18 protein-coding genes are annotated in these 22,629 nt (G+C 59.6%); 16 read left to right on the top strand and 2 right to left on the bottom strand.

Annotated features, from left to right (window positions below; translation table 11 throughout):
- Positions 1-8 precede the first annotated feature (8 nt).
- Entirely contained in the window at positions 9-878 is an 870-nt protein-coding gene (locus GGD46_RS17640; RefSeq protein ID WP_184706158.1) for a helix-turn-helix domain-containing protein, read from the bottom strand.
- Between the two features lie 106 nt (positions 879-984).
- On the opposite strand from GGD46_RS17640, the gene GGD46_RS17635 reads away from it, so the two are divergent.
- The 12 genes from GGD46_RS17635 (at position 985) to GGD46_RS17580 (ending at position 16,661) form a co-directional block, all read left to right on the top strand.
- Complete coding sequence (locus tag GGD46_RS17635; protein WP_184706156.1) at positions 985-2,301, top strand: alpha-glucosidase/alpha-galactosidase; 1,317 nt, start codon at positions 985-987, stop codon at positions 2,299-2,301.
- A 180-nt stretch (positions 2,302-2,481) separates the two neighbouring features.
- Positions 2,482-3,276, top strand: coding sequence for a DeoR/GlpR family DNA-binding transcription regulator (locus GGD46_RS17630; protein WP_184706154.1), 795 nt, complete (start codon positions 2,482-2,484; stop codon positions 3,274-3,276).
- Positions 3,273-4,250 carry an N-acetylglucosamine kinase gene (locus tag GGD46_RS17625; RefSeq protein WP_184706152.1) on the top strand — a complete coding sequence of 326 codons (978 nt, stop codon included), beginning with the start codon at positions 3,273-3,275 and terminating at the stop codon, positions 4,248-4,250. The genes GGD46_RS17630 and GGD46_RS17625 overlap by 4 nt, the downstream gene beginning before the upstream one ends.
- Positions 4,251-4,263: 13 nt before the next feature.
- On the top strand, positions 4,264-5,520 hold the full coding sequence (locus GGD46_RS17620) for an ABC transporter substrate-binding protein (RefSeq protein WP_184706150.1): 1,257 nt from the start codon (positions 4,264-4,266) through the stop codon (positions 5,518-5,520).
- Positions 5,517-6,434, top strand: a complete 918-nt coding sequence (locus GGD46_RS17615) for a carbohydrate ABC transporter permease (RefSeq protein ID WP_184706148.1) — start codon at positions 5,517-5,519, stop codon at positions 6,432-6,434. The genes GGD46_RS17620 and GGD46_RS17615 overlap by 4 nt, the downstream gene beginning before the upstream one ends.
- Positions 6,434-7,291 (top strand): carbohydrate ABC transporter permease, encoded by an 858-nt coding sequence (locus GGD46_RS17610; protein WP_184706146.1) that lies wholly within the window; start codon positions 6,434-6,436, stop codon positions 7,289-7,291. The genes GGD46_RS17615 and GGD46_RS17610 overlap by 1 nt, the downstream gene beginning before the upstream one ends.
- Positions 7,292-7,303: 12 nt before the next feature.
- Positions 7,304-8,257, top strand: coding sequence for an SIS domain-containing protein (locus tag GGD46_RS17605; RefSeq protein ID WP_184706144.1), 954 nt, complete (start codon positions 7,304-7,306; stop codon positions 8,255-8,257).
- Positions 8,254-9,552 (top strand): D-tagatose-bisphosphate aldolase, class II, non-catalytic subunit, encoded by a 1,299-nt coding sequence (locus tag GGD46_RS17600; RefSeq protein WP_184706142.1) that lies wholly within the window; start codon positions 8,254-8,256, stop codon positions 9,550-9,552. The genes GGD46_RS17605 and GGD46_RS17600 overlap by 4 nt, the downstream gene beginning before the upstream one ends.
- A gap of 87 nt (positions 9,553-9,639) precedes the next feature.
- Positions 9,640-10,716: an ABC transporter ATP-binding protein gene (locus GGD46_RS17595; RefSeq protein WP_184706140.1), complete on the top strand. Its 1,077-nt coding sequence runs from the start codon at positions 9,640-9,642 to the stop codon at positions 10,714-10,716.
- A 208-nt stretch (positions 10,717-10,924) separates the two neighbouring features.
- Positions 10,925-14,626, top strand: coding sequence for an autotransporter domain-containing protein (locus GGD46_RS17590; protein WP_184706138.1), 3,702 nt, complete (start codon positions 10,925-10,927; stop codon positions 14,624-14,626).
- Between the two features lie 224 nt (positions 14,627-14,850).
- A complete protein-coding gene (locus GGD46_RS17585; protein WP_184706136.1) occupies positions 14,851-15,600 on the top strand; it encodes a 2OG-Fe(II) oxygenase in 750 nt (249 codons plus the stop codon).
- Between the two features lie 293 nt (positions 15,601-15,893).
- Entirely contained in the window at positions 15,894-16,661 is a 768-nt protein-coding gene (locus tag GGD46_RS17580) for an SDR family NAD(P)-dependent oxidoreductase (protein WP_184706134.1), read from the top strand.
- Positions 16,662-16,790: 129 nt separating this feature from the next.
- Here GGD46_RS17580 and GGD46_RS17575 read toward each other — a convergent pair whose 3' ends face one another.
- A complete protein-coding gene (locus tag GGD46_RS17575) occupies positions 16,791-17,486 on the bottom strand; it encodes a Pr6Pr family membrane protein (RefSeq protein WP_246806363.1) in 696 nt (231 codons plus the stop codon).
- 364 nt (positions 17,487-17,850) lie between these two features.
- On the opposite strand from GGD46_RS17575, the gene GGD46_RS17570 reads away from it, so the two are divergent.
- From GGD46_RS17570 to GGD46_RS17555, 4 genes are all read left to right on the top strand, one after another.
- Positions 17,851-18,378, top strand: coding sequence for a GNAT family N-acetyltransferase (locus GGD46_RS17570; protein ID WP_184706132.1), 528 nt, complete (start codon positions 17,851-17,853; stop codon positions 18,376-18,378).
- A 134-nt stretch (positions 18,379-18,512) separates the two neighbouring features.
- The gene (locus tag GGD46_RS17565) at positions 18,513-19,322 is read left to right on the top strand and encodes a DeoR/GlpR family DNA-binding transcription regulator (protein ID WP_184706130.1); all 810 of its coding nucleotides are present in this window, start codon (positions 18,513-18,515) and stop codon (positions 19,320-19,322) included.
- Positions 19,309-20,844, top strand: coding sequence for an alkaline phosphatase family protein (locus GGD46_RS17560; RefSeq protein ID WP_246806362.1), 1,536 nt, complete (start codon positions 19,309-19,311; stop codon positions 20,842-20,844). The genes GGD46_RS17565 and GGD46_RS17560 overlap by 14 nt, the downstream gene beginning before the upstream one ends.
- Positions 20,845-20,980: 136 nt before the next feature.
- Positions 20,981-22,621 carry an ABC transporter substrate-binding protein gene (locus GGD46_RS17555; RefSeq protein WP_184706128.1) on the top strand — a complete coding sequence of 547 codons (1,641 nt, stop codon included), beginning with the start codon at positions 20,981-20,983 and terminating at the stop codon, positions 22,619-22,621.
- The last annotated feature ends 8 nt before the right edge of the window (positions 22,622-22,629 follow it).

Raw genomic sequence — 22,629 nt, 5'->3', positions numbered from 1 at the left:
GGAGCCGGCTATTCATCAACGTCTGAACCGCCGACTATCCTGCGGAAGGCAAGCGGCGTCTGACCAGTCCGGTCTTTGAAGGCCTCATAAAAGCGGCTGCTCGATCCAAACCCGCAATCGTAGGCAATATTCAAAACGGCGATGTTCGTATCGGCAAGCAATTGCATGGCGCGTGCTATACGATAACGGGTGAGATATTCGTTCACGGAAATCCCGAGGACATCCCGAAATGCCTTGTTGGCCGTGGCTGGATGAATACCCGCGAGCTTGGCAAGCTGCGACATGCTGAGCGGCTCGGCGAAATGCTCGTTGATGAGGTCGGTCAGTGTTTCGGCATGGCGCACTGCCGGGCCTGAAGAGGTTGCTTTCGACCGGACAGATAGCCACTCCTTCCCCGCTTTTCCGTCCAGGATGAGACGGCGCACCCTCAACCTGACCTCCTCGACGATCAGCTCCCGGCGCATCGGGTCGCCACCACTCCAATCCTCCACCCAGCGTTCCGCGGCCATCGCATCGGATATATCGATACGTGGATTGCTCAGAAACTTGCCCTGCATGATTGAACGTCTGATGTCACGGTCAACCGACAACCCCAGGAAATCCGCCAGAGGCAGGTAGATGCAGACCAGAGAAGCATTGTCGCTCACCTCAATGGTTTGATGCGGTATGGCAGCCCAGAAAAGGATAAGGCGATTGGCCTCGACATATTCCTGTTTCCCATTGAAGAGATATGTCATCCGCCCCGCCGGAAGCAGGTTCAGTTCGACATGGTTGTGCCAGTGGGCGCTTGCCATGGTGTTGGCGATATGCCGCTCCACCCAGAAGGCGCCCTGCGAAGCCGCCAACGTATCGGGCTTCAGATCGAATTTCTCTGGCATGGATGAGGTCTCACTCGAATCCCGGAATATTTATGAGAATAACAGGAGGAAACTCTCGTTTAAAAGAGCGATCTGTCTGGCATGAACCGCTGAGAGGAAGCCAGTCATGCCGAAGATTTGTCTCGTGGGTGCCGGAAGCACCGTGTTTGCTCAAAATATTCTAGGTGACGTGTTATCGTCAGAAATCGGCGGCGCCTTTGTTATCAGCCTGTTCGACATCGATCCCGAGCGACTGAAAACCTCCGAAATCGTCGCCCGCCGCATTTGCGAGACCCTCCGTCTCGACAACATCAGGATCGAGCCAACGCTCAATCGCCGGGAGGCGCTGCAGGGATCCGATTTCGTCATCCTGATGATGCAGGTCGGTGGATACAAGCCAGCCACCGTCACCGATTTCGAAATTCCAAAGAGACATGGGCTGAGACAAACCATCGCCGACACGCTCGGGATTGGCGGCATCTTCCGCGGGCTTCGCACCATTCCGGTTCTCGAGGCGATCTGCCGCGACATGGAAGACGTATGCCCCGATGCCTTGCTGATGCAGTATGTCAACCCGATGGCGATCAATTGCTGGGCGATCAAGGAGATTGCACCAAGCATTCGCACCGTCGGCCTCTGCCATAGCGTGCAGCATACGGCGGCCCATCTCGCCGCCTGCCTTGGTGAGGATGTCGCTGACATCAACTATCTATCGGCCGGCATCAATCACATCGCCTTCTTTCTCAAATATGAAAAGCTGCACGCCGATAGCAGCCGCGAGGACCTTTACCCACGCCTGCGCGCGCTTGCGGAAGCGGGGAGCGTGCCCGCCGACGACCGGGTCCGTTTCGACGTCTTGAAGCGGCTCGGCCATTTCGTCACGGAATCGAGCGAGCATTTTTCCGAATATACGTCCTGGTACATCAAGGAGGGTCGCGACGATCTGATCGAACGGCTCAACATTCCGCTCGACGAGTATATTCGCCGCTGTGAGGTCCAGATTGCTGAGTGGCATGAGTTGCGCCGCGATCTCGAAGGCTGCAAGCCGATCGAGGTCTGCCGCAGCAACGAATATGCCGCCGGCATCATTCATGCAGCGGTAACCGGCCGCTCCGCCCTGATCTACGGCAATGTTCCGAACAATGGACTGATCCAGAACCTGCCGGACGAATGCATCGTCGAGGTGCCCTGCCATGTCGACCGCAACGGCATCCAGCCCATCAAGATCGGACGCATACCGTCGCAGCTCGCAGCGGTGATGCATCTGAGCATTTCCGTTCAGGAACTGACGGTCGAGGCGGCACTGACCCGGAAGCGTGAGCGCATATACCAGGCAGCTCTTCTCGATCCGCATACATCGGCAGAGCTTTCGCCTGACCAGATCTGGAGGCTCGTCGACGACATGATCGACCAGCATGACGACTTGCTGCCCGCCTATCACTGATCCCACGCTGTTACCCAAGCGGCATTCCTGGACGCGGGCTTCGCAAGAAGCCCGCGTTTTGCCCTTCCAGATCGCAAACAATCGCGATTAGATCAGAATAGATCAAAATCATGATTGACAATGATCGTATTGAATGGAAATCTGAGCGAAATAGAAGTGATTATCGGAGAGGAACCTTCGTTGAGCCAAGCCGGGGGAGTGAAAGTCGATCGCCTCGATGCCATTCGCAGCCATCTTTACGCGAATGGATTTTCGACCATTCAGGCGCTTGCCGACGCCATCGGCGCTTCTCTGGCGACGGTGCGCAGAGACCTGCAGGTTCTCGAAAGCGAGGGCGTGATCGACCGTGTGCATGGCGGAGCCCGGATCGCAGAAGGTTCCTCGGTCGAACTTGCCTTCCAGGAGCGAGCCAAACGGCACCTGTCGGCCAAGCGTGCGATCGCGACCGCAGCCTATGATCTGCTGGCACCGCGCACCGCGATCTTCCTCGATGCAGGCACTACCGTCCTTCAGCTTGCGCGTCTCATCCGCCTCAATCCGATGCCGCTGCGCATCTTCACCAATGGCCTGACGGTTGCCCAGGAATTCCTCAATATTCCTAATCTTGAGGTCGTGCTGCTCGGCGGGCAACTGCGCAGCGAGAATGCCTCGCTCGTTGGGCCGCAGGCCGAAGCGATGCTTGAATCCATCTGGTTCGACCAGCTTTTTCTCGGTGCCAGCGCGATCAGCCCGGATGGCGCGATCTACAGCGTCGACAGCGCCGAGGCGAGCCTCAACAAATGCATGCTCAGCCGCTCGGCGCACCGCTTCGTGCTCGCCGATTCCTCGAAGTTCGGCACAATGGCAACCTACAAGGTCGCCCCGCTCAGCGCCTCCAAGGTCATCACCGACGCGGGTCTTTCCACCCATTGGCGCGGCGAACTCGCCGGTCTCGGCGTCGATGTGACCATTGCGGATCTGGGAGGACGGGAGTGAGCGCCGATCTCATCCTCGGCATCGACGGCGGCGGCAGCAAAGTGCTGGTAGCGCTCGCCGATCGAGCCGGCAACGTCCTGAGCATGGTGCGCAGCGGCGGTGTCAATCCGATGGATAATCCGAACTGGCGGCGGGAACTGGATCGTTCGCTGCGCCCTTTCATAGAGGAACAGCGTCTGACGGCGGTCGCTGCAGCCCTGCCCGCCTATGGCGAGGTTGCTCGCCTGTCCGAACAGCAGCGCGATGCGATCAAGATCAGCTTCCCCAAGGCGCGTCAGCATATTCTCAATGATGTCGATGCCGCTCATCTCGGCGCCTTCGCAGGCAAGCCCGGAATTCTCATCCTTTCCGGTACGGGGTCGATGGCATGGGCGCGCAATGCCGATGGCGTGTCTGCGCGTGTCGGCGGCTGGGGAGATGTCATCGGCGATGAGGGCAGCAGCTATTGGATCGGTCGCGCAGCGCTCGGCCTTGCCAGCCAGAGCCTCGATGGACGTGCTCCGCCGACGGCGCTGGCGGCCGCCATATTCGAATTCCTGGAGCTGGACGGTTCCGATCCGATCAACGCACTTGGCGGCTGGGCAAGTGAGCTTACCAATCCCCGCGCCCAGATTGCCGGGCTTTCCGTTCTTGTCGATCGGCTTGCGAGCACAGGAGATGCCGGCGCCAGGCATTTGATCGAGCAGGCTGCGGCAGAGCTTGCAAAACACATGGAAGCCATATCGCCTCATTGCGAGGCGGCAGCCAACTGGACCTATGCGGGCGGCACCTTTGCGAGCAGCACGCTCCTTGCCGCACTTGAGCGGCGCATTGGCCGCCCTGCGGCGGAGCCTCGACTTCCTCCCATCGGCGGCGCCCTTCTGGCTGCCGCCCAACTCCTCGATTGGCCGGTCGCTGACGGCTGGATCAGGCAAATTGCCGCCACGGTCGCGACCGTTACGGTGCATTCAGGTGAAGCAGACGTCAAACAATAAGGAAGAAGGGAACATGCGTAGATTTACTTTGCCATTCGTCGCCTTGGCGGCAATCATTGCCACCGTTCCGGCTGCCGCTCAGGATGCCAAGCCTCTTGCCGGCCAAACCATAACCGTTCTGATGCCCTCGCCACAGGCGGCCTATATCGCCGGCGATTTCGAAGCCGAAACAGGCATCCATGTCAACATGCAGACGCTCTCCTGGGACGATATCCGCCCGAAACTCGTCACCTCGCTGATCGCGGGTGCAGCCCCCGCCGACGTCACCGAGTTCGACTGGTCGTGGACCGGCCAGTTCAGTGCAGCCGACTGGTATCTGCCACTCAACAACGTGATCGATGCCGATGCAGTCAAGGATATCGGCGTCTCCAAGATCTTTACCGTCAACGGCAATCTGCTTGGAGTACCCTACACCAACGACTTCCGCGTCATGCTGGTCAACAAGAAGCATTTTGCCGATGCGGGCCTCACCAAGATGCCGAAGACGCTCGACGAGCTTGTCGCAGCCGCCAAGCAGATCAAGGAAAAGAAGATCGCGACCTATCCGATCGGCCTGCCGCTCTCGCCGACCGAAGGCGCTTCGACGAGCTGGTACCTGTTGACCAAGGCTTTCGGTGGCGAGCTGTTCGACAAGGACTTCAAGCCGCTCTTCGTTTCGAAGGATTCCGCCGGCTACAAGGCACTCGCTTTCGAACTCATGCTGATGAAGGAAGGGTTGGTCGATCCGGCATCCACCAACTTGAAGGATAGCCAAATTAACGAGAGCATGTTTGCCCAGGGTGTTACCAGCATCATGATCTCCGGAGAGCCTGGCCGTATCGGCCAGATGAATGATCCGAAGCAATCGAAAGTAGCCGGTCAGGTCGAAGCGATCCTGGTTCCCACCGCAAGCGGCGAAACCCGCAGTTTCGGTCTTCCGGAGGCACTCGCCATCCCCCGCGTTTCCCAGAACAGGGATGCTGCCATCGCCTTCATCAAATGGTTCACCAGCAAGGAGTTCCAGAAGAAGAATGCCGCCAATGGTGCCTTGCCGACCCGAACCTCTGCGCTTGCCGAGCTGAACACCTCTGGTCAGTTGCAAAGCGGTGACGCGCTCGTCGCCCAATCGAAGACTGTCGAGCCGTTGTTCCCGCAGGGCACGCCGCCCTGGTACCCGGAATTCTCGAGCGCCGTTAATACCGCGATCAACAGTGCCGCGAAGGGCCAGGTCAGCATCGATCAAGCAATGCAGAGCATTGCCGATGCGGCAAAGCAGGCATCGGCCCAATGACGCTAACAATGTCTGCCGGTGGCAGGACTAAACGTGGTGCCGGCGTAAAAGCCGACACCACGCTCGGGATACTGCTTGTTTCCCCGATCCTGATCACGATGGCCGCCCTTGTCTTCTATCCGATCGGAAGAACCGTGTGGGACAGCCTCCACAGGATCAATCCGATGCAGGCGGGAACGCCCTTTGTCGGCCTCGACAACTACACGCGCATGTTCTCGGACGGACAGCTGGCGACGACCTGGATCAATACGCTTTTCTATGTCGTCCTTGCGGTCGTCGCGGAAACGGTCTTCGGCGTGCTTGCCGCAGCCCTGATCAACCAAGTCAAGGTCGGCCGGCAATGGCTGCTCGCGGCCGTCGTTCTGCCTTGGGCGCTGCCCGGTGTCGTCAATGCGGTGATCTGGCTGTGGATCTATCAACCCGGTGCCGGATTGCTAAACGGCGTTCTCTCAGCGGTCGGCCTCCCCTTTGAAAACCATGTCTGGTTCAACGATCGAACAAGCGCCATCATCGCGGTGACTGTCGTGCATGTCTGGCGCATGATGCCTCTGACTGTCGTCATCGTCCTTGCCGCCATGCAGAGCATTCCCGCTCATCTCTACGAAGCGGCACGCATCGACGGCGCCACCCGAAGCCAGATGTTCGCTCTGGTCACCCTCCCGCTGGTGCGCAGCGCCATCGCCGTTGCCATGACCAACGCGACCGTCAATGCATTCAACCTCTTCGACGAAGCTTGGGTTCTAGCGGGCTCCAGTCTCGAAACACGGCCGGTTCTCGTGCAGATCTACCTCGAGACGTTCCAGAATCTACGCTTCTCCTATGGCATGGCGCTTTCACTCGTGATCACGCTGGTCTCGCTGCTGGTTTCGCTCGTCTATGTCCTGCGCGTCTATCGCAACACCCGGTTTGACTGATGAAACAGAGCCTTTCATATCGTTTGCTGATCTGGGTCGGCGTCGCCGTTCTTCTGATCTGGTCGCTCGGCCCGATTTACTGGACGCTTGCAAGCTCGGTGACGCCAACCGAAGATTTCTCGGCACGCCCGATCCATTTCTTCCCGCAGCACTTCACCCTCGATCACTTCTCGCGTCTGTTCGGCATCGATATCGCCCGAATTGGCGGGGTTCAGGTCTGGTCGCAATTTCGTGCCGCGCTCATCAACAGCATCGTGACTTCGGTTGCAGCCACGCTGCTTTGCGTCGCCATCTCGGCGCTCGGTGCCTACGCCTTTACGCGAATCCGTTTCCCCGGCCGGGGCTTTCTGTTCGGCGCCGTTGTCGCGACCCTCGCAATTCCTGGATATGCGGTGCTGATCCCGCTTTACCGGATCATGATCAGCCTTCATCTCGTCGATACCTATGTCGGCGTGGCGCTGATCTATGTCTCGGCCTATCTGCCTCTATCGCTGTGGTTGCTGCGCAGCGTCTTCGAAGCGCTGCCGATCGCGCTTGAAGAGGCAGCCCAGCTCGACGGTGCCGGCAGGCTCTACATCTTCTTCAACATCGTGCTGCCGCTTGCCGGTCCGGGGCTTACGGCAGCGGCGATCCTGACCTTTCTTGGCGCGTGGGGGCAGTATCTCGTCCCGCTCATCTTCTCACCACAGGCGACGAAGCCTTTGACGGTGCTGATCCCGGAATTCGTCACCAAGAACTTCATCGACTACGGGCTGATCACGGCAAGTGGCGCAGTTGCCATCGTCATTCCCGCCCTGGTCGTCATCTTTCTCAATCGATACCTCGTCAGCGGTCTGCTGGCCGGATCGGTCAAGTAAATCGGAGCTAGCATGAATACGACCGAAAAGGTGATCTTCGAACAATTCCCTTTCTGGGAAAAGGCAATCGGATCAATCTCCGCCCCGCACGATGCCGAATTGACGGTTTTTCTGGGCTGCGGCACATCCTACAATCTCGCCTTGTCGCTTGCGACCTATGCCAATCGCGCCGGCTATCCGGCGATCGCCGTACCCGGTGCGGAGTGGTTGAACCGCCCGAGCGCCTTCTGGCCGCGCTGGCAAAAGGCCCATCTGGTTGCCCTTTCACGTAGCGGCGAAACCACAGAAACCGTGGCCGCGGCGAAGGCAAGCCGCAAGGCGGGAGTCTTCGTCACCGCCATCACGGTCGAGCCGGATAGTTCGCTTGCCAAGAATTGCGATAGGCTCATCGAAGCCCCGACCCATAGCGACGAGGGGATCGTCATGACGGTCTCGGCAAGCCTTATGCTGTTGTTGGGCATGCAGATGGTCGGAATGGAGATTTCACCCTCTATCATCCGGTCCGCACGCCTGCTTGCCGACCAGCTCGACAAGGCCCTACCCGGCATCATCGCGGGGCGCTCGCATTTCGTCTTCCTTGGCAGCGGCTCGCTCTACGGCATTGCTCTCGAAGGTGCATTGAAACTGATGGAGATGAGCCAGAGCATGACGCAGGGCTTCCATCCGCTCGAATATCGTCACGGGCCGATCAGCCTCGTCGATGAAAACACGGCTGTCATCATGCTCTACAGCGCCGACCAGAAGGATGCTGAAGCGCTGCTGGTCGACGAGTTGCGACAGAAGGGGGCGACAGTCATCGGCTTCGGTGGTCCGGGCGATCTGGAACTGCCTGTCGATTGCGATCCGGCACTTGCCGGCCTCTGCCTGCTACCTGCCCTGCAGATCCTCGGTGAGCGCGCAGCACAGTCAAAGGGTGTCGATACCGTATCACCCCGACACCTGACCAAGGTCGTGATGCTAGGATGAACGCTGCCATCGAAAACAATCGCGAGGCTGCGCTGAGAAAGCTTCTCGGAGACCGCGTCGATTCACTGCCGCGCGGGATTACATCCGTGTGCTCCGCACATCCACTGGTCATCGAGGCGGCGCTCAGGCGCGGGGTGTCAGAGGGGGCCATCGTCCTGATCGAAGCGACCTGCAATCAGGTCAATCAGGAAGGCGGTTATACGGGGATGACGCCGCGCGATTTCCGGCAGTTCGTCGAGGACATCGCCTCAGTGGTGGGCTTCCCCGGCGATCGCATCATCCTTGGCGGCGACCATCTCGGGCCTAACCCTTGGAAGAAGTTGCCCGCCGAGGAAGCAATGGCAAAGGCCGAGGCGATGATAGCGGCCTATGTTGAGGCGGGTTTTGAGAAGATTCACCTCGACGCCTCGATGGGCTGCGCCGGCGAGCCCGTCGCTCTCGCGGATGAAGTAACTGCCGCGCGGGCCGCGAGACTGGCGACAGTCGCGGAAGGGACCGCTCGACGCAGTGGCCGGCGGCCGCCCGTCTATATTATCGGCACGGAAGTCCCACCGCCGGGAGGCGCCACCCACGCTCTTGATGAGCTGGACGTCACAACACCCAAGGCGGCGATCAATACGCTTGCGGTGCATCGCGAAGCCTTCGCGAAAGCCGGTACCGAGGCGGCGCTGGAGCGTGTCGTCGGGATTGTCGTGCAGCCCGGCGTCGAGTTCAGCAACGCCGATGTCGCCATCTACCAGCCGGATCGGGCGCGATCTCTGATCGGCGCACTGCGTGAAATGCCTGGCCTGCTCTTCGAGGCGCATTCCACGGATTATCAGCCGGCCGAAGCACTTTCGGCTCTCGTGGATGGCGGGTTCGCCATCCTCAAAGTTGGTCCCGGTCTGACATTTGCCTTGCGCGAGGCGCTCTACGGCCTCGATGCCATTGTATCGAAGCTCGACGGCGATGCCGTCCCTAATTCGCTTTATGCGACCATGGAGGCGGTGATGATGCAAAATCCAGCCAACTGGGACTCGCATTACCATGGCTCGGCCGAGGAGCGGCGACTGCAGCGACATTTCAGCTATAGCGACCGCATTCGCTATTACTGGCCGCACGAGCGGGCGATGGCGGCTGTCGATAGCCTCCTGAACCGTTTCGTTGATGACATCCCCGAGACATTCATCAGCCAATATCTCGGCCGGCTTTATCCGGCTGTTGTCGCCGGGAAGATTTCATCTCGAGCGCGCGATCTGTGCATCGCCTCGATCGATTCGGCCTTGGCACCCTATTCCGCAGCAACAATCGTTTGAGGTCGCCTTGGTCCCTTAGCCGGCCTGGACAATCCGCAGCGGCGCTGACGATCAAGCAACTCGCGTTTCTACCAATTGGAGAACATCATGGCATCTGTAAACGTGGCGAATGTCCGCAAGAGCTACGGTCATTTCGAAGTTCTACACGGCGTGGATATCGATATAGCCGACGGCGAATTCGTCATTCTCGTCGGTCCTTCCGGCTGCGGAAAGTCGACGCTTCTTCGCATGATCGCCGGCCTTGAGGAGATCAGCGGCGGCGATGTCGCGATCGGCGGCCGCGTGGTCAACGATGTCGAGCCAAAGAGCCGAGACATCGCCATGGTGTTTCAATCCTATGCGCTTTATCCCCATATGACCGTCGAGGCGAATATGGGCTTTTCGCTACGGCTGGCAAAGGCGCCGAAGGACGAGATAGAGCGCCGGGTGCGTGATGCCGCCCAGATCCTAGGTCTGGAAAGCCTGCTCGACCGCTACCCGCGCAATCTGTCCGGCGGCCAACGCCAGCGTGTCGCCATGGGCCGCGCGATCGTGCGCCAGCCGCAAGTCTTCCTGTTCGATGAGCCGCTCTCCAATCTGGATGCAAAGCTGCGCGTGCAGATGCGCTCTGAAATCAAGCAATTGCACCAGCGCCTGCGCACGACCACCATATATGTCACGCATGACCAGATCGAGGCGATGACCATGGCCGACCGGATCGTCGTCATGCGCGACGGCTATGTCGAGCAGATCGGCTCGCCTCTCGAGCTCTATGATCGGCCGGCAAACCTGTTCGTCGCCGGTTTCATCGGATCTCCCGGCATGAACCTCATCCGCGGTAAGATCAGCGCAGACGGCCCTCTCGAATTCATCGCCGATGGCGGTGCTCGCTTGCCGCTTCCGCAGGGGATCGATGTCACTCGCGGAGCAGAGGTGGTCTATGGCATCCGGCCGGAGAATATCGCAGTCAGCGAAGGCGGGATCGATGCCGAAGTCGTGGTGGTCGAACCCACAGGTGCGGAGACCTTGATCGTCGCAAGTATCGGCTCCGATAATATCGTCCTGGCTTTGCGCGAGCGCATCGGGTCTCGTGCCGGCGACACGATTTCACTTCAGCCCGATACCGGGAAACTGCACCTTTTCGAGGGAGTAACCGGTCGTCGAATCGGGGGCCGCAGGAACTGAAGAAGGTACTCGGCAGACCGGTGGAGTTTCCCGCTGGCTGTCTCGATCCTGGCAGAGCCGATCTCATATCCGTAAGGGCGATAGTGGAGAGGGACAGACGATCCGCCAGCTAGCGGCCAGAGCAGCAAATAGGCGCCAAATTTACGAAGCCTTAACCATAATGTCGTTTCTACAGCTGTGCAACATCACGTTGTAGGAAGCTTTCCAAATGCTGGCTGCTGTCCGCGCCGCCCTGCGCATCTCGACCTTTCTGGTCCCACTCTCGACCGGCCTCACCTCGGCAGCTGCCATTGGCGCACCCTTTTCGTGGACGGGTGCGGTCGACAGCAATTGGAACAATGCGGCCAACTGGTCGCCCGCATCCCTTCCCGCTCCCGTCAACTCGGTGGTGGTCGACGGCGGAACATTTCCAGCAGAAATCACCCCTGGCAATTCAGCATCGACGGGCGACCTCACCGTCGGCCTCAATGCCGATGGATCTCTGACCGACCTCGGCACGCTTCAAAGCTCATCCGCCGCAATCGGTTCGAATGCCGGCTCATCGGGCGTCTTCGACCTCACCGGTGGGGCGGCAAACTGGCGTAACAGCGGGACACTATTGGTTGGCGACCGAGGTGCCGGAACATTCGCGATCAGCGCTGGCGGCCAATATATCGGCGGTGGACCCGTTTATATCGGCTCGTCCGCCGGAAGCACCGGCAGCGTCAAGGTCAGCGGCCAATCGTCTTTCACGCTCTCCGGCGGCCAACCATTATTCATCGGCTATGACGGACAAGCCTCCTTCGTTCTGACGGATGGCGCTACCACAAACACAGGCGATGCGACGCTTGGATATGGCACCGGCAGCTCAGGCTCCGTGTCGGCTTCCGGTTCAGGCACTGACTGGCTGATCAACGGTGATCTGATCGTCGGTCGCGACGGCACTGGGACAATCGCCATATCCACGGGCGCGACCGTTTCGAATGACAACGCAACAATCGGCGCAGGAAACGGATCGGGCACCAGCTCCGCAACGGTTTCCGGCCTTGGCTCGCAATGGACGACCTCCGGACTATTGACTGTGGGTTCGACCGCGGCAGGCGCACTCGCTGTCTATTCCGGGGCAAACGTGTCTAGCAACTCCGCCCTGATCGGTCGTTTCGCCAACGGCACGGTTACCGTCGGCGGCGCGGGGTCGCTTTGGGACACCAGCTCATTGCTTGTCGGCGGCGATCAGGCGGATGCGGACAGCTCTGGCGCAAACGCCACACTCAACATCAGCACAGGTGGCGCGGTCAGGAGCAGCTCTGCCTCCATCGCCGATGGGCGAAACTCGGCCGGCGCCGTTACAGTCGACGGGGCGGGTTCGCATTGGGACATCAATGCCGATTTGACGATCGGCAACGAAGGAACCGGCTCCTTTACGGCATCGGGCTCGGCAAGCGCCAGTTCCGCCACGACAACGCTCGGCGCGAAAGGCGGCTCCAACGGCGCGCTGGTTGTCGTCGGCAATGGCAGCCATTTCGACATGAGCGGCGAGCTGCAGGATGGTGTTGCCGGAGCCGGATCCGTGAAGGTGCTGGCGGGCGGTGGCCTTTCTTCGGGCAACGCATCGCTTGGCACCGGCGCAGGCGGTAGTGGCCAGGCGCTCGTCAGCGGCGCAGGAAGCCATTGGGCGATCAATGGCGATCTTAATGCCGGCAGCGCAAGCGGTGGCACGGGAAGCCTTGCGGTATCGTCGCAGGGTACGCTCACGAGCCAGAACGCCAGCCTGGGCACGCGGGCCGGCTCGACCGGCTCGGCGACGGTAACGGGAACAGGCTCTGCCTGGAGCAACCATGGCAATCTGATCGTCGGCAATGCCGGCAGTGGCGCACTGGATGTCATCCAGGGAGGCTCGGTCAATACGGCGACCGCCACCATCGGCAATGTGGCGGGCAGCAACGGCGCAGTTACCGTGACTGGCGACCGGTCGAAATTGTCGGCAAGCAACGGACTGACGATCGGAAATGCCGGCAATGCCAGCCTCACTTTGAGCGGGGGCTCTGCGCTTTCGACACCAAGCCTGACGATCGCCGCCCAGGCCGGCTCGACCGCCTCGGTGAATATCGGCGCGGCCCTTGGTCAGACGGCCACCGGTGCGGCAAAGCTTGATGTTGATGCCATCCATTTCGGTGGCGGCAATGGTTCTCTCGTCTTTAATTTCGGTGGCGCTCCCCAGACGCTCGGCGCAGCAATAGACGGCAACGGCTCGCTCTTTGTCGCCTCCGGCACCGTGACCCTGACAGGCAACTCCAGCGCCTTTTCTGGGGTGACCTCCGTTTCGGGCGGCAACCTCATCGTCGACGGAACACTTGGCGGCTCCATCAGCCTCAGCGGCTATGGTCTACTCGGCGGAACAGGCACCGTCGGTTCGACCGTTGTTGGAGCGGGAGCGACGCTGTCACCCGGCAACAGCGGCATCGGCACGCTGAAGGTCAATGGCGATCTGACAACACAAAGCGGCTCGACGCTCCTTGTCCAGAGCAATGGCGGCGCAACCGGCCGGGTTGACGTCACTGGAGCGGTCAATCTGAACGGCGGAACGCTTTCCCTGGTTGGCGGCGGTCTGAAGGCGTCGACCAACTACACCATTCTGTCGGCTGCCGGCGGCATCTCAGGCAGTTTCAGCGCCGTGCAGTCGAACTACGCCTTCGTCAGTCCCGTCCTTGGATATTCGAGTGGCTCGATCGATCTCACACTGGAGCGCAACAGCACGTCCTTTGCCGCGGCAGGCTTGAATGCAAACCAACGCTCGGCGGCATATGGCATCGAGAGCCTGGGAGCATCAAACCCTCTCTACGGTGCCGTCGCATTGCTAAGCATGGACGAGGCCACCGGGGCACTGAAGCAGCTGGCTGGCGACATTCATATTTCGCTTGCCGCGACCGCTTTCGACAATGGCCGCTTCGTACGCGATGCTGCGATCGATCGCCTGCGCAGCATACAGGGTGGTGTAGTCGGCGGCACCAAACAGCCGCGGCTCGCCAGTGATCCAGGCCTTGCCTATGCCAATGCCGATCAGCGCCAGAGAACCGAGCCGCAAAAGGCGATTGAGGGCATTCTCGCCGATCCGGTCAACGGCCTTGCCGCATTTTGGGGCGCGCCCTATGGCGGTTGGTCGTCTTCCGACAATGGCAGGGGCAACGCAGGCGGCGTGCTGTTCGGTTTCGACACGACGCTTTATGACTCCGACTGGCGGATCGGTGCGCTTGCCGGCTATGGACATAGCCGCTTTGATCAATCCGGCGTTTCCGCCCATGCTGATGCCGATAATTACAATCTCGGCATTTACGCGGGTAGACAATGGGGGCCGCTCGCCCTGCGGCTTGGCGGAACCTACAGCCTGCAATCCGTCTCGACCCTGCGCAATGTAGATTTCGCCGCCTTTTCCGACGCATTGCGGTCGAACTACCATGCCTATACGGCACAGGTCTTCGGCGAACTGGCCTATGAGATCTCGATGGGCGATGACCGGCTCGAGCCCTTCGCGAACATCACCTTTACCGACGTGCGAACCAGCTCATTTTCGGAGAGCGGCGGTGCTGCTGCTTTGAGTGGCAAGGCCGATCAGTCCGCGATCACCTTCGCAACGTTTGGCGCACGCGCGGAAGAGGACGTGACTATCGCGGACATGCCTGCCACGCTCTACGGCTCGCTCGGCTGGCGGCACGCATTCGGCGGTCTGGACATCACGTCGCGCATGGCTTTTGCGGGCGGGGATATCTTTGCCGAGAGCGGAACGGTCGTCGACAGGGATTCGCTGGTGGCCGATGCTGGGTTCGACATTGCGCTCAGTCAGCAGGTTTCGCTTGCGTTTGACTATAATGGCAGCTTCGGCGCTGAAAACCGTGCCCATCTCTTCCGGCTGCTCCTGCAAGCGCGCTATTGATTGCCAATCAGCCGTTTGTGCGCAAGAGGTAGGTGCCCCGTAGGCCCAGTGTCTGATCCCCCAGGCTTTTTTGAGCACAATCGCCCTAAATGATGATCGTTGCGCGGATCTTCCCTGCCCATTGCAAATCGGGTGGCGGAGAGTTTCGTCTGGACGCTAGGGTTTGGCTTCTCGCGCCGATGCCTGATGGGCCGGCTGCGATCCACTCAAGCCGAGGATACGCCATGAATAGCCCGCGCCCCACCATTTCCCCCGCATTACCAGAAGGACCTACAAAGGCTCGGGTCGATGCCTATGATTGGCGCGCCCTTACCGGCGAACTAGACGGGTTTGGCTGCGCCGTTCTTCCAAAGCTTCTCACGCCCGAGGAATGCAGCGCCCTTGCCGGCCTTTATGCCGAGGAGCAACATTTCCGCAGCCATATCGTCATGGCGCGCCATGGCTTCGGAAAGGGCGAATATCGCTATTTCAAATATCCCTTGCCGGGGCTGCTGGACGGATTGCGCGCCGCACTTTATCCGCATCTAGCCGGTATCGCCAACGGATGGAACGAACGTATGGGTATCGCGGAGCATTATCCCGACGAACACGCCTCTTTCCTGAAGCGGTGCCATGAAGCCGGCCAGACGCGCCCGACGCCCCTATTGTTGCAGTATGTGCCGGGAGATTTTAACTGCCTCCACCAGGATCTTTACGGCGATCTTGCATTTCCCATCCAAGTGGCAATCCTGCTTTCGGAACCGGGTCGGGACTTTACCGGCGGCGAATTCGTGTTGACCGAGCAGCGCCCGCGCATGCAGAGCCGGGTAGAGGTGGTCCCGCTTCGGCAGGGCGACGCCGTCGCCTTCGCTGTCCATAATCGGCCCGTTAGCGGGACGAAGGGAAATTATCGCGTCAATCTCAGGCACGGCGTCAGTCGCGTCCGTTCGGGGATGCGGCATACCGTCGGCATCATCTTTCACGACGCACGCTAAAAGCCGTGAACTCGTCAGGTAGTGATGCCGTCCAGATCCGCAACTGGGTTGGATGAATTGCCGCGTTCCGCGTCGCGGCAATTGAGCCGCCGAGAGCTAGTCCGATTGCACGGCATTTACCTCACAAGGCAAATGCTTTTCGCCGGCATTCTTGCTTCGGGCGGGCTTGAAGTGCAATTGTTCCAAAGGCGTGCCGACAGGTTTCGGATCTGAAGAAACCTTCGAAGGCGTTGAGCGACCTCGCGGGCGGCAAGCAGCCCGCGGCAAATCAGGACTAGAAAAAGGGGGGATGCATGACGGATAGGCTCAAGGGCAAGATTGCCATCATTTCAGGCGGTGCCACGGGGATGGGCGGAGCTGCCTCGCGCCTGTTCGCGGCGGAAGGCGCCAAAGTTGCTATTATCGACCGAAATGGCGATGCGGCGGCGGAAACGGTGCGGTCGATCCGCAATGCCGGCGGCATTGCCGACCATTGGGTAGCGGATGTTTCGGACGAGGAGGCCGTGAATGCCGCCGTCAAAGGCATTGAAGAGCGTTTCGGCGCCGTGACCGTGCTCTTCAACCACGCGGGCACTATTGTCATCAAACCGTTTCTCGAAACCACGCTTGAGGAATGGGAATGGCTGCATGGCGTCAATGTGCGGTCGATGTTCCTGATGACCAAGGCGGTCCTGCCGGGCATGATCGCGGCCGGCGGCGGCTCGATCGTCTGCACCTCTTCGATCTCGGCGGTTGCGGCAACGCCGATGGAAGTGCTTTACGATACGACGAAGGGTGCCGTGCATATGTTTGCACGCGCCATCGCCGTCGAGTTCCGTGACCGCAACATTCGATGCAACGCGGTCTGCCCCGGTTTCATCCGCACGCCACATGGCCTGCGCGAAGTCGCCGAGCTGCAAGCGCTCGGCGTCGACGTCTCCGATGCCGCAATCGCTGCGCAGCAGGGCCGCATCGGCGAACCGGAGGATGTCGCGCGGGCGGCTCTCTATCTGGCGTCCGATGAATCCAACTTCGTCAACGGCGTCCATCTGTTCGTCGACAACGGTTTTACGGCAATCTAGCCATCGAGCGCGTTGAACTCATCCGATAGGGCGCTTCTCATTTTTTGGAGCAGAAGCTGCCCTATCCTATTGTTTCTTCGTGACCTTCAAGTGGAAACGCACTGTGTGTCTTTCCTGAAAATGCCGCATCTATTCGGGTTGCGGCGCCCTTTTACCAAGCCTTGCCGCCATGCGATCGACAAGGGTGATCGTGCCTCCGAGAAGCAGGAAGAGTATGCCCAGGAGCGCCATGTTGCCCAGAACCTCCTGGAGACCGACATCGTTTACGTCCAAAAAGGGATAGGGATAGAAGCCCGAGAAATAACCATGGACGAGCGAATACGCCGAGTAGAGCGCCGGAAAAAGCAGCCACCAGAATGCATCTCGCCAGGTTAGCCTGCCGCGCTCGACAAAGAACAGCCAATCAATCGCAGCAAGCAAGGGGATGCAATAGTGAAGCAACTGGTCTGCCCGCAGCTGCCAGCCGCGCGGGTGCCAAACATCCTTCAACATCCAGAAATAGACACCGCCAGCAACGCCCACATAAAGAAGGATAGCCGTTTTTGTTGACGAGCGTCTGGCCCATCGCCCAATCTGGGATGATGGTGCGATCTCCGCCGCCAGCAAGGCAACGACAAGCAAAATATTGGACTGTATCGTAAAATAACTGAGGAAATTCGTCGTCAATCTGACGCGTGAGACATGCGCCCCAGGTATGATGGCAACATAGGAAATCACGATCCCTGTCAGCGCAAGCAAAGCAAGCAAACAGCGGCAGAAACTCACAGAACCTTTCATGGACATTGGGACCCGCAAAACTCCGAGGCAGGCCGCAAGCCCGCGCAAGCAAACACACGCACCAGCCATACTGGCCAATTCGACAGGATCTGTCTCTAGCGCATCATTTCGAAAATCGGAACAATTTCCGACGGAATGATTGGACGCAAGGCACGGCCTTTGTGGGCGAGACTGGCATCTCTTCCAATGTGGTAGTTTATGGACTGCCGCCCCTCAGAACGACCGAACACACAAAGTTCAAATAAATTTCACGCAACTGTAATTTTGCGCGCCCCTTGATCTTGTAATAGCGAGGGCAGCGGTCGAATGCCTGGAGACTAACCTCCTTATAGTGAGAGCACCCTCGTCCGACTACGCCGACCGATCAGATCTCGTCCGCCTCCATATCAAAACAGCCATTCGAGCATTGCATATGAAAAATCCGGCACTCTCCAGTTTCACCATTCGCCCCTGGATGGAAACCGACTCCATAGCCGAGATGACGGCATTGCTTCATCGCGCCTATAGCGGCCTTGCGAACATGGGGTTGCGATTTATGGCGACCCATCAGAGTGAAGAGGTTACGGCCAAACGCATCGCCGAAGGGCAATGTTTCGTTGGCGTGATGGGCGGGACGATCCGGGGCACGATCCTGTTCAAGAACATGGGCCAGACGAAAGGCTGCGACTGGTATGACCGGCCAGAAGTGTCGAGCATTGCCCAATTCGGTATAGAGCCCGGCCTGCAGGCAAACGGACTTGGCCGGCAACTTATCGACTTCGCCGAACAGCAGGCGATCGCAAGCGGTGCCAGAGAATTGGCGCTCGATACGGCCGAGCCGGCCACGCATCTTGTCGATTGGTATTCTCGCCTCGGATTTCGCTTCATCGGCTACGAACAGTGGTCCCACACCAATTATCGCAGTGTCATGCTGAGCAAGGCCCTCCCCGCCGGAATCTAGGGCGGCACATATCGAATGTGGAACTTTGTGTGATAATGTTGATATGAAAACTACTTTGACGCAAACTTCAATAAAATGTCACGTCACTGTAATCTCGAACCTCTAAGTCTCGTTCCCGAAGCAAGGAGAGACTTTTGTCGAAACTTCCAGCAGCCGGCAGGCATCAGAACATTGTAAGCCTCGTTAACGGCGGCCATGGCATGTCGATCGCGGCGATGGCCGAAGCTTTCGGGGTCTCGACCGAGACGGTGCGGCGCGATTTGGTGGCGCTTGAGCGCAACGGCGCGCTACGCCGCGTCTATGGCGGCGCGATCCCGTCGGATCGCAAGGCGCCGCTCGAAGAGCGAGTGTTGATGGAGCGGGCTGGGAAGCAGGCCATCGGTCGCAGGGTCGCCTCGCTGATCGAGGCCGACCAATGGATATTCATGACGGGTGGCTCGTCGGTGCTGGCTGTTGCAGAGGCGATGCGCGATGGTCCGACGGTTTCGGTAATGACCAATATGCCGGCCATCGGCGAAGCATTGCAGGCAGGCCAGCGCCACCGCGTTCACTTCACCGGCGGCGAATATAACGCATCGGCCAAGATGCTGATGGGCGACGAGGTTTTCGATGCCATCGAAAACTGCAGCTTCGATCTTTCCATCGTCGGTGTTTACGGCCTTGACGAGCGCTTCGGTCTTGTCGAGGAAACCCGCCATAATATGCGGCTTAAGCTGCAGATCGTCAGCCAGTCGCGCGACGCGATCTATGTGGCCGACCACACCAAGATCGGCGCGCCGGGTCGCTACCAATCAATACCCTTCAAGGACATTGGCACTTTCGTCACCGACGAACAACTTGCCCCCCATTTTACCGCTTTGCTCGCGGAAGCCGGTACCAACGTGCTTTACCCGGACACAGCGGAAAATTCACTTCCTGCAGCAGAGGCGCATGACCATGAGTGATATCGCCCACGTCATCATTCTTGGCGTTGATGGGCTTAGGCCCGACCAGATCAATGCCCTGACCATGCCGAACCTTCATGCCCTCAAGCAAAGGGGCGTTGTCAGTAGCGATCATCGCACTGTGTTTCCAAGCGAAACGCGCGGCGCGCTGTCGGCGCTTGCCAATGGTGCAAGACCCGAAAGTACGGGCGTGCTGGGTAATGATTTCTACGCGCGTAGCGGCGGCGGCAGACTTGCCGGCACCGACACCATTCATGACTGGCGCTATGGCGAGGCGCATTACGCCGGCGGCATGGTGCGCACGGTCAATCTCAGCGAAACCCTCGCCAAAGCCGGCAAGTCCTTCGCTGTCGTCACGTCAAGCGGTCAAGGTTCCTTTACGGCACTCAATTGGAAGGGAGCGGATTTCGGCCAAATCGGCTTCAATGTCCGCCACCCCCAGCTCGCCTTTCCGCATGATCTCGCCGTCGACATCACGGCGCGCCACAAGGTCCCAAGTACCGGCTTCGAACGCGGCGCCGAGGCAAAGGCCATCGATATCTTTGTCAATTCCATCTGGCCGGCCAGGAAGCCGAGTGCTTCGATCATCTGGTTGACCGAGGTCGATAGCGCGTCCCATCTCCATGGCCTCGGCGCCGAGGGGCAGCTCGAAAGCCTGCGCCAGTGCGACGCGGCAATCGGTGCTCTCCTCGATTGGCGTGAGCATCGGCCGGAGCGCGAGGCGATCGCCGTCTTCATCACGTCCGATCACGGTCACTCGACATCATCGCGCTTCATCAATCTCGATGATGCCTTCAAGGCGGCCGGCATTCGTGCGGCCACACGCTTCGACGACGGCATAGACATCATCTTCCGCCGCGGTCGTGCTCCCGGCCTGTGGCTGCGTCGATACGACAAGGGACTGCTGCAGGCGGCCTTCGATGCTCTCGTCGCTCAGGACTGGTATGGTGCAAGCTTCACCCGAGCCATCGAGCCCGGCTCGCCGCTTGGAACGATCGAGGGAACGCTGGCGCTGGAGCTGACCGGCGCCGCGCACTACCGCGCCCCTGATCTTTATCTCAACCTTGCCGGCGACGACGAACCGAACGAATTCGGAATACCCGGCAGGTCGGTTTGCGATGTCGGCAACTACAAGATCGACGTCGGCGGCGGCACGCATGGCGGCATGCATCTGGCCGAGCTGACGGCCGTGCTGATTGCCGATGGCGCAGGCCTCAAGGCCGGCGGTCAGGTCATCACCACCCGCACCGGCATTACCGACCTTGCCCCGACGAGCCTGCATATGCTGGGCGTCACAGCGCCGGACACCATGACCGGTCGCGTGATGCATGAGCTGCTGGATCACGGTGAGGTAGTTGCCGCGCCGGTCATTGAAGAGTTTACGGCCACAGCTCAGGGCAAGGCCTCACATCTGCGCTTTGGTCGCATCGGATCACAAAGCTATGTCGACGAGGCTTGGGCCTCGCCGGCAACTATGGTTTCCAACCAGTCGACAAGGCTTGTCGGATCGCCAGCCGAATAACGCGTACCGTTTCTAAGACCCATCGCGTTGCGGGGCGATCTCGCAGCGTCCATTGATCGCGCCCGCCTGCCGAAATCCTCTTCGGCAGGTAACGGCGAAGCCATGCCGCGGGCAAGCGGCCTCACCGGAGACCTCAATGCACACGACTTTCAAGACCTTCGCTCGAGCTGCCTTGATAGGCAGCCTCTTCCTCGGCGCTGCTTCATCTGCACTGGCCCGGGATACCACCATCAACGTTGCCGTCCAGTCCATGGGCACGGCCGGTTCGATTGAAATCAACGAGAACAACGGTACGGCGGCGCGCAAATTCCAGAATTCGGTATTCGAACAGCTTATTGCCCTTAATCTGCAAGACCCCAATCTCGCTTTCAAGCCGGGGCTCGCCACCGAATGGAAGTGGATTGACGACAAGACGCTCGAATTCAAGCTGCGTCCGAACGTCAAGTTCCACAACGGCGATATCATGACCGCCAAGGATGTTGCCTTCTCCTTCTCCGACGAGCGCTTTGGCTTGCTGCCAGCGCAGATCGCGGCTCGCGACAAGGGCGAAAGCACCTTCACCCGCGCCGACGGCAGCAAGGGTATCGTGCCGCCGGCGACCGTTGCCGCCAGCCGCGCCTCCGAATGGCCATTGCTCGACCATGTCGAAGCGGTCGATGACCTCACCGTCCGTATCGTCATGAAGAAGGCGACGCTTGACACGGAAGCCCGCCTCGCCCGCGTCAATTATGCCGGTGTCATCTCCAGGCGCGGCTTTATGGAAGCTGCAAGCTGGAACGCCTGGGCAGCCAAGCCGATCGCAACCGGCCCCTATAAGGTTGAAAAGCTGGAGTCCGGTTCAGCCGTTCATATGGTCGCCAATGGCGACTACTGGGGCGGTAAGCCTCCGATCGACAAGCTCAATATCCTTATCGTGCCGGAAGCCGCCAGCCGCGTGAACGGTCTTATGTCGGGCGAATATGACATTATATCCGATGTCGGTTCCGATCAGGTTCCGATGATCGAGGGATCCTCCGATTTCAAAGTCGTCGGTGGCCCGGTCGCCAATGTTCGCTTCATTGCGCTTGATGAAAACAATGGCCCGCTCAAGAACGTCAAGGTGCGTCAGGCGCTCAGCCACGCCATCGACCGCAAGACTATTGTCGACGCGCTCTGGGGCGGTCGGACTGCAGTGCCGCAAGGCTTCCAGCATCCGCTATTCGGGGATCTGTTCGCCACCGGTCACCAGACCTCAAGCTATGATCCGGAGCTCGCTAAGCGGCTGCTGGCCGAGTCCGGCTACAAGGGCGAGGCGATCACCTATCGCGTTCACAATAACTACTACCCCAACGAACTGACCATCGCACAGTATAACCTCGAAAATCTGCGGGCCATCGGCTTCAATATCGATTTCTCGGTCATCGACAATCCCAATGACCCGAGCCCCGACCGCATGATGCAGGATCTCTCGAACACGGCATATTTTGCATTTCCGGCGGCACTTCTCGCCAATAATTGCCCGAACGGCGTCTACAACTCCAAGACCAATCCGAAGGGCGGCATGTGGCAAAGCGACGAATTCGATGCCCTCTGCAACGTGCTCAACACCTCCACCGACCGTGCCGAAGTCAAGAAGGCCTTCTCCCGCGCACTCGACATCCTCGAGAATGAGGATCCCGGCATGATCGTTCTGCACCAGAACGCCATTCTCTACGGCAAGAAGGCAAACATCGAATGGGCACCATCCGCCATGTTCGCGATGGATTTCACGCCCGGTCATTTCGCCGTCAAAAACTAAAGAGACCG

It is taken from the genome of Martinezella lusitana, from assembly GCF_014207095.1.
GTDB classification, from domain to species: Bacteria; Pseudomonadota; Alphaproteobacteria; order Rhizobiales; family Rhizobiaceae; genus Rhizobium; species Rhizobium lusitanum_B.
This window is presented reverse-complemented; position numbering and strand designations above follow the sequence as displayed.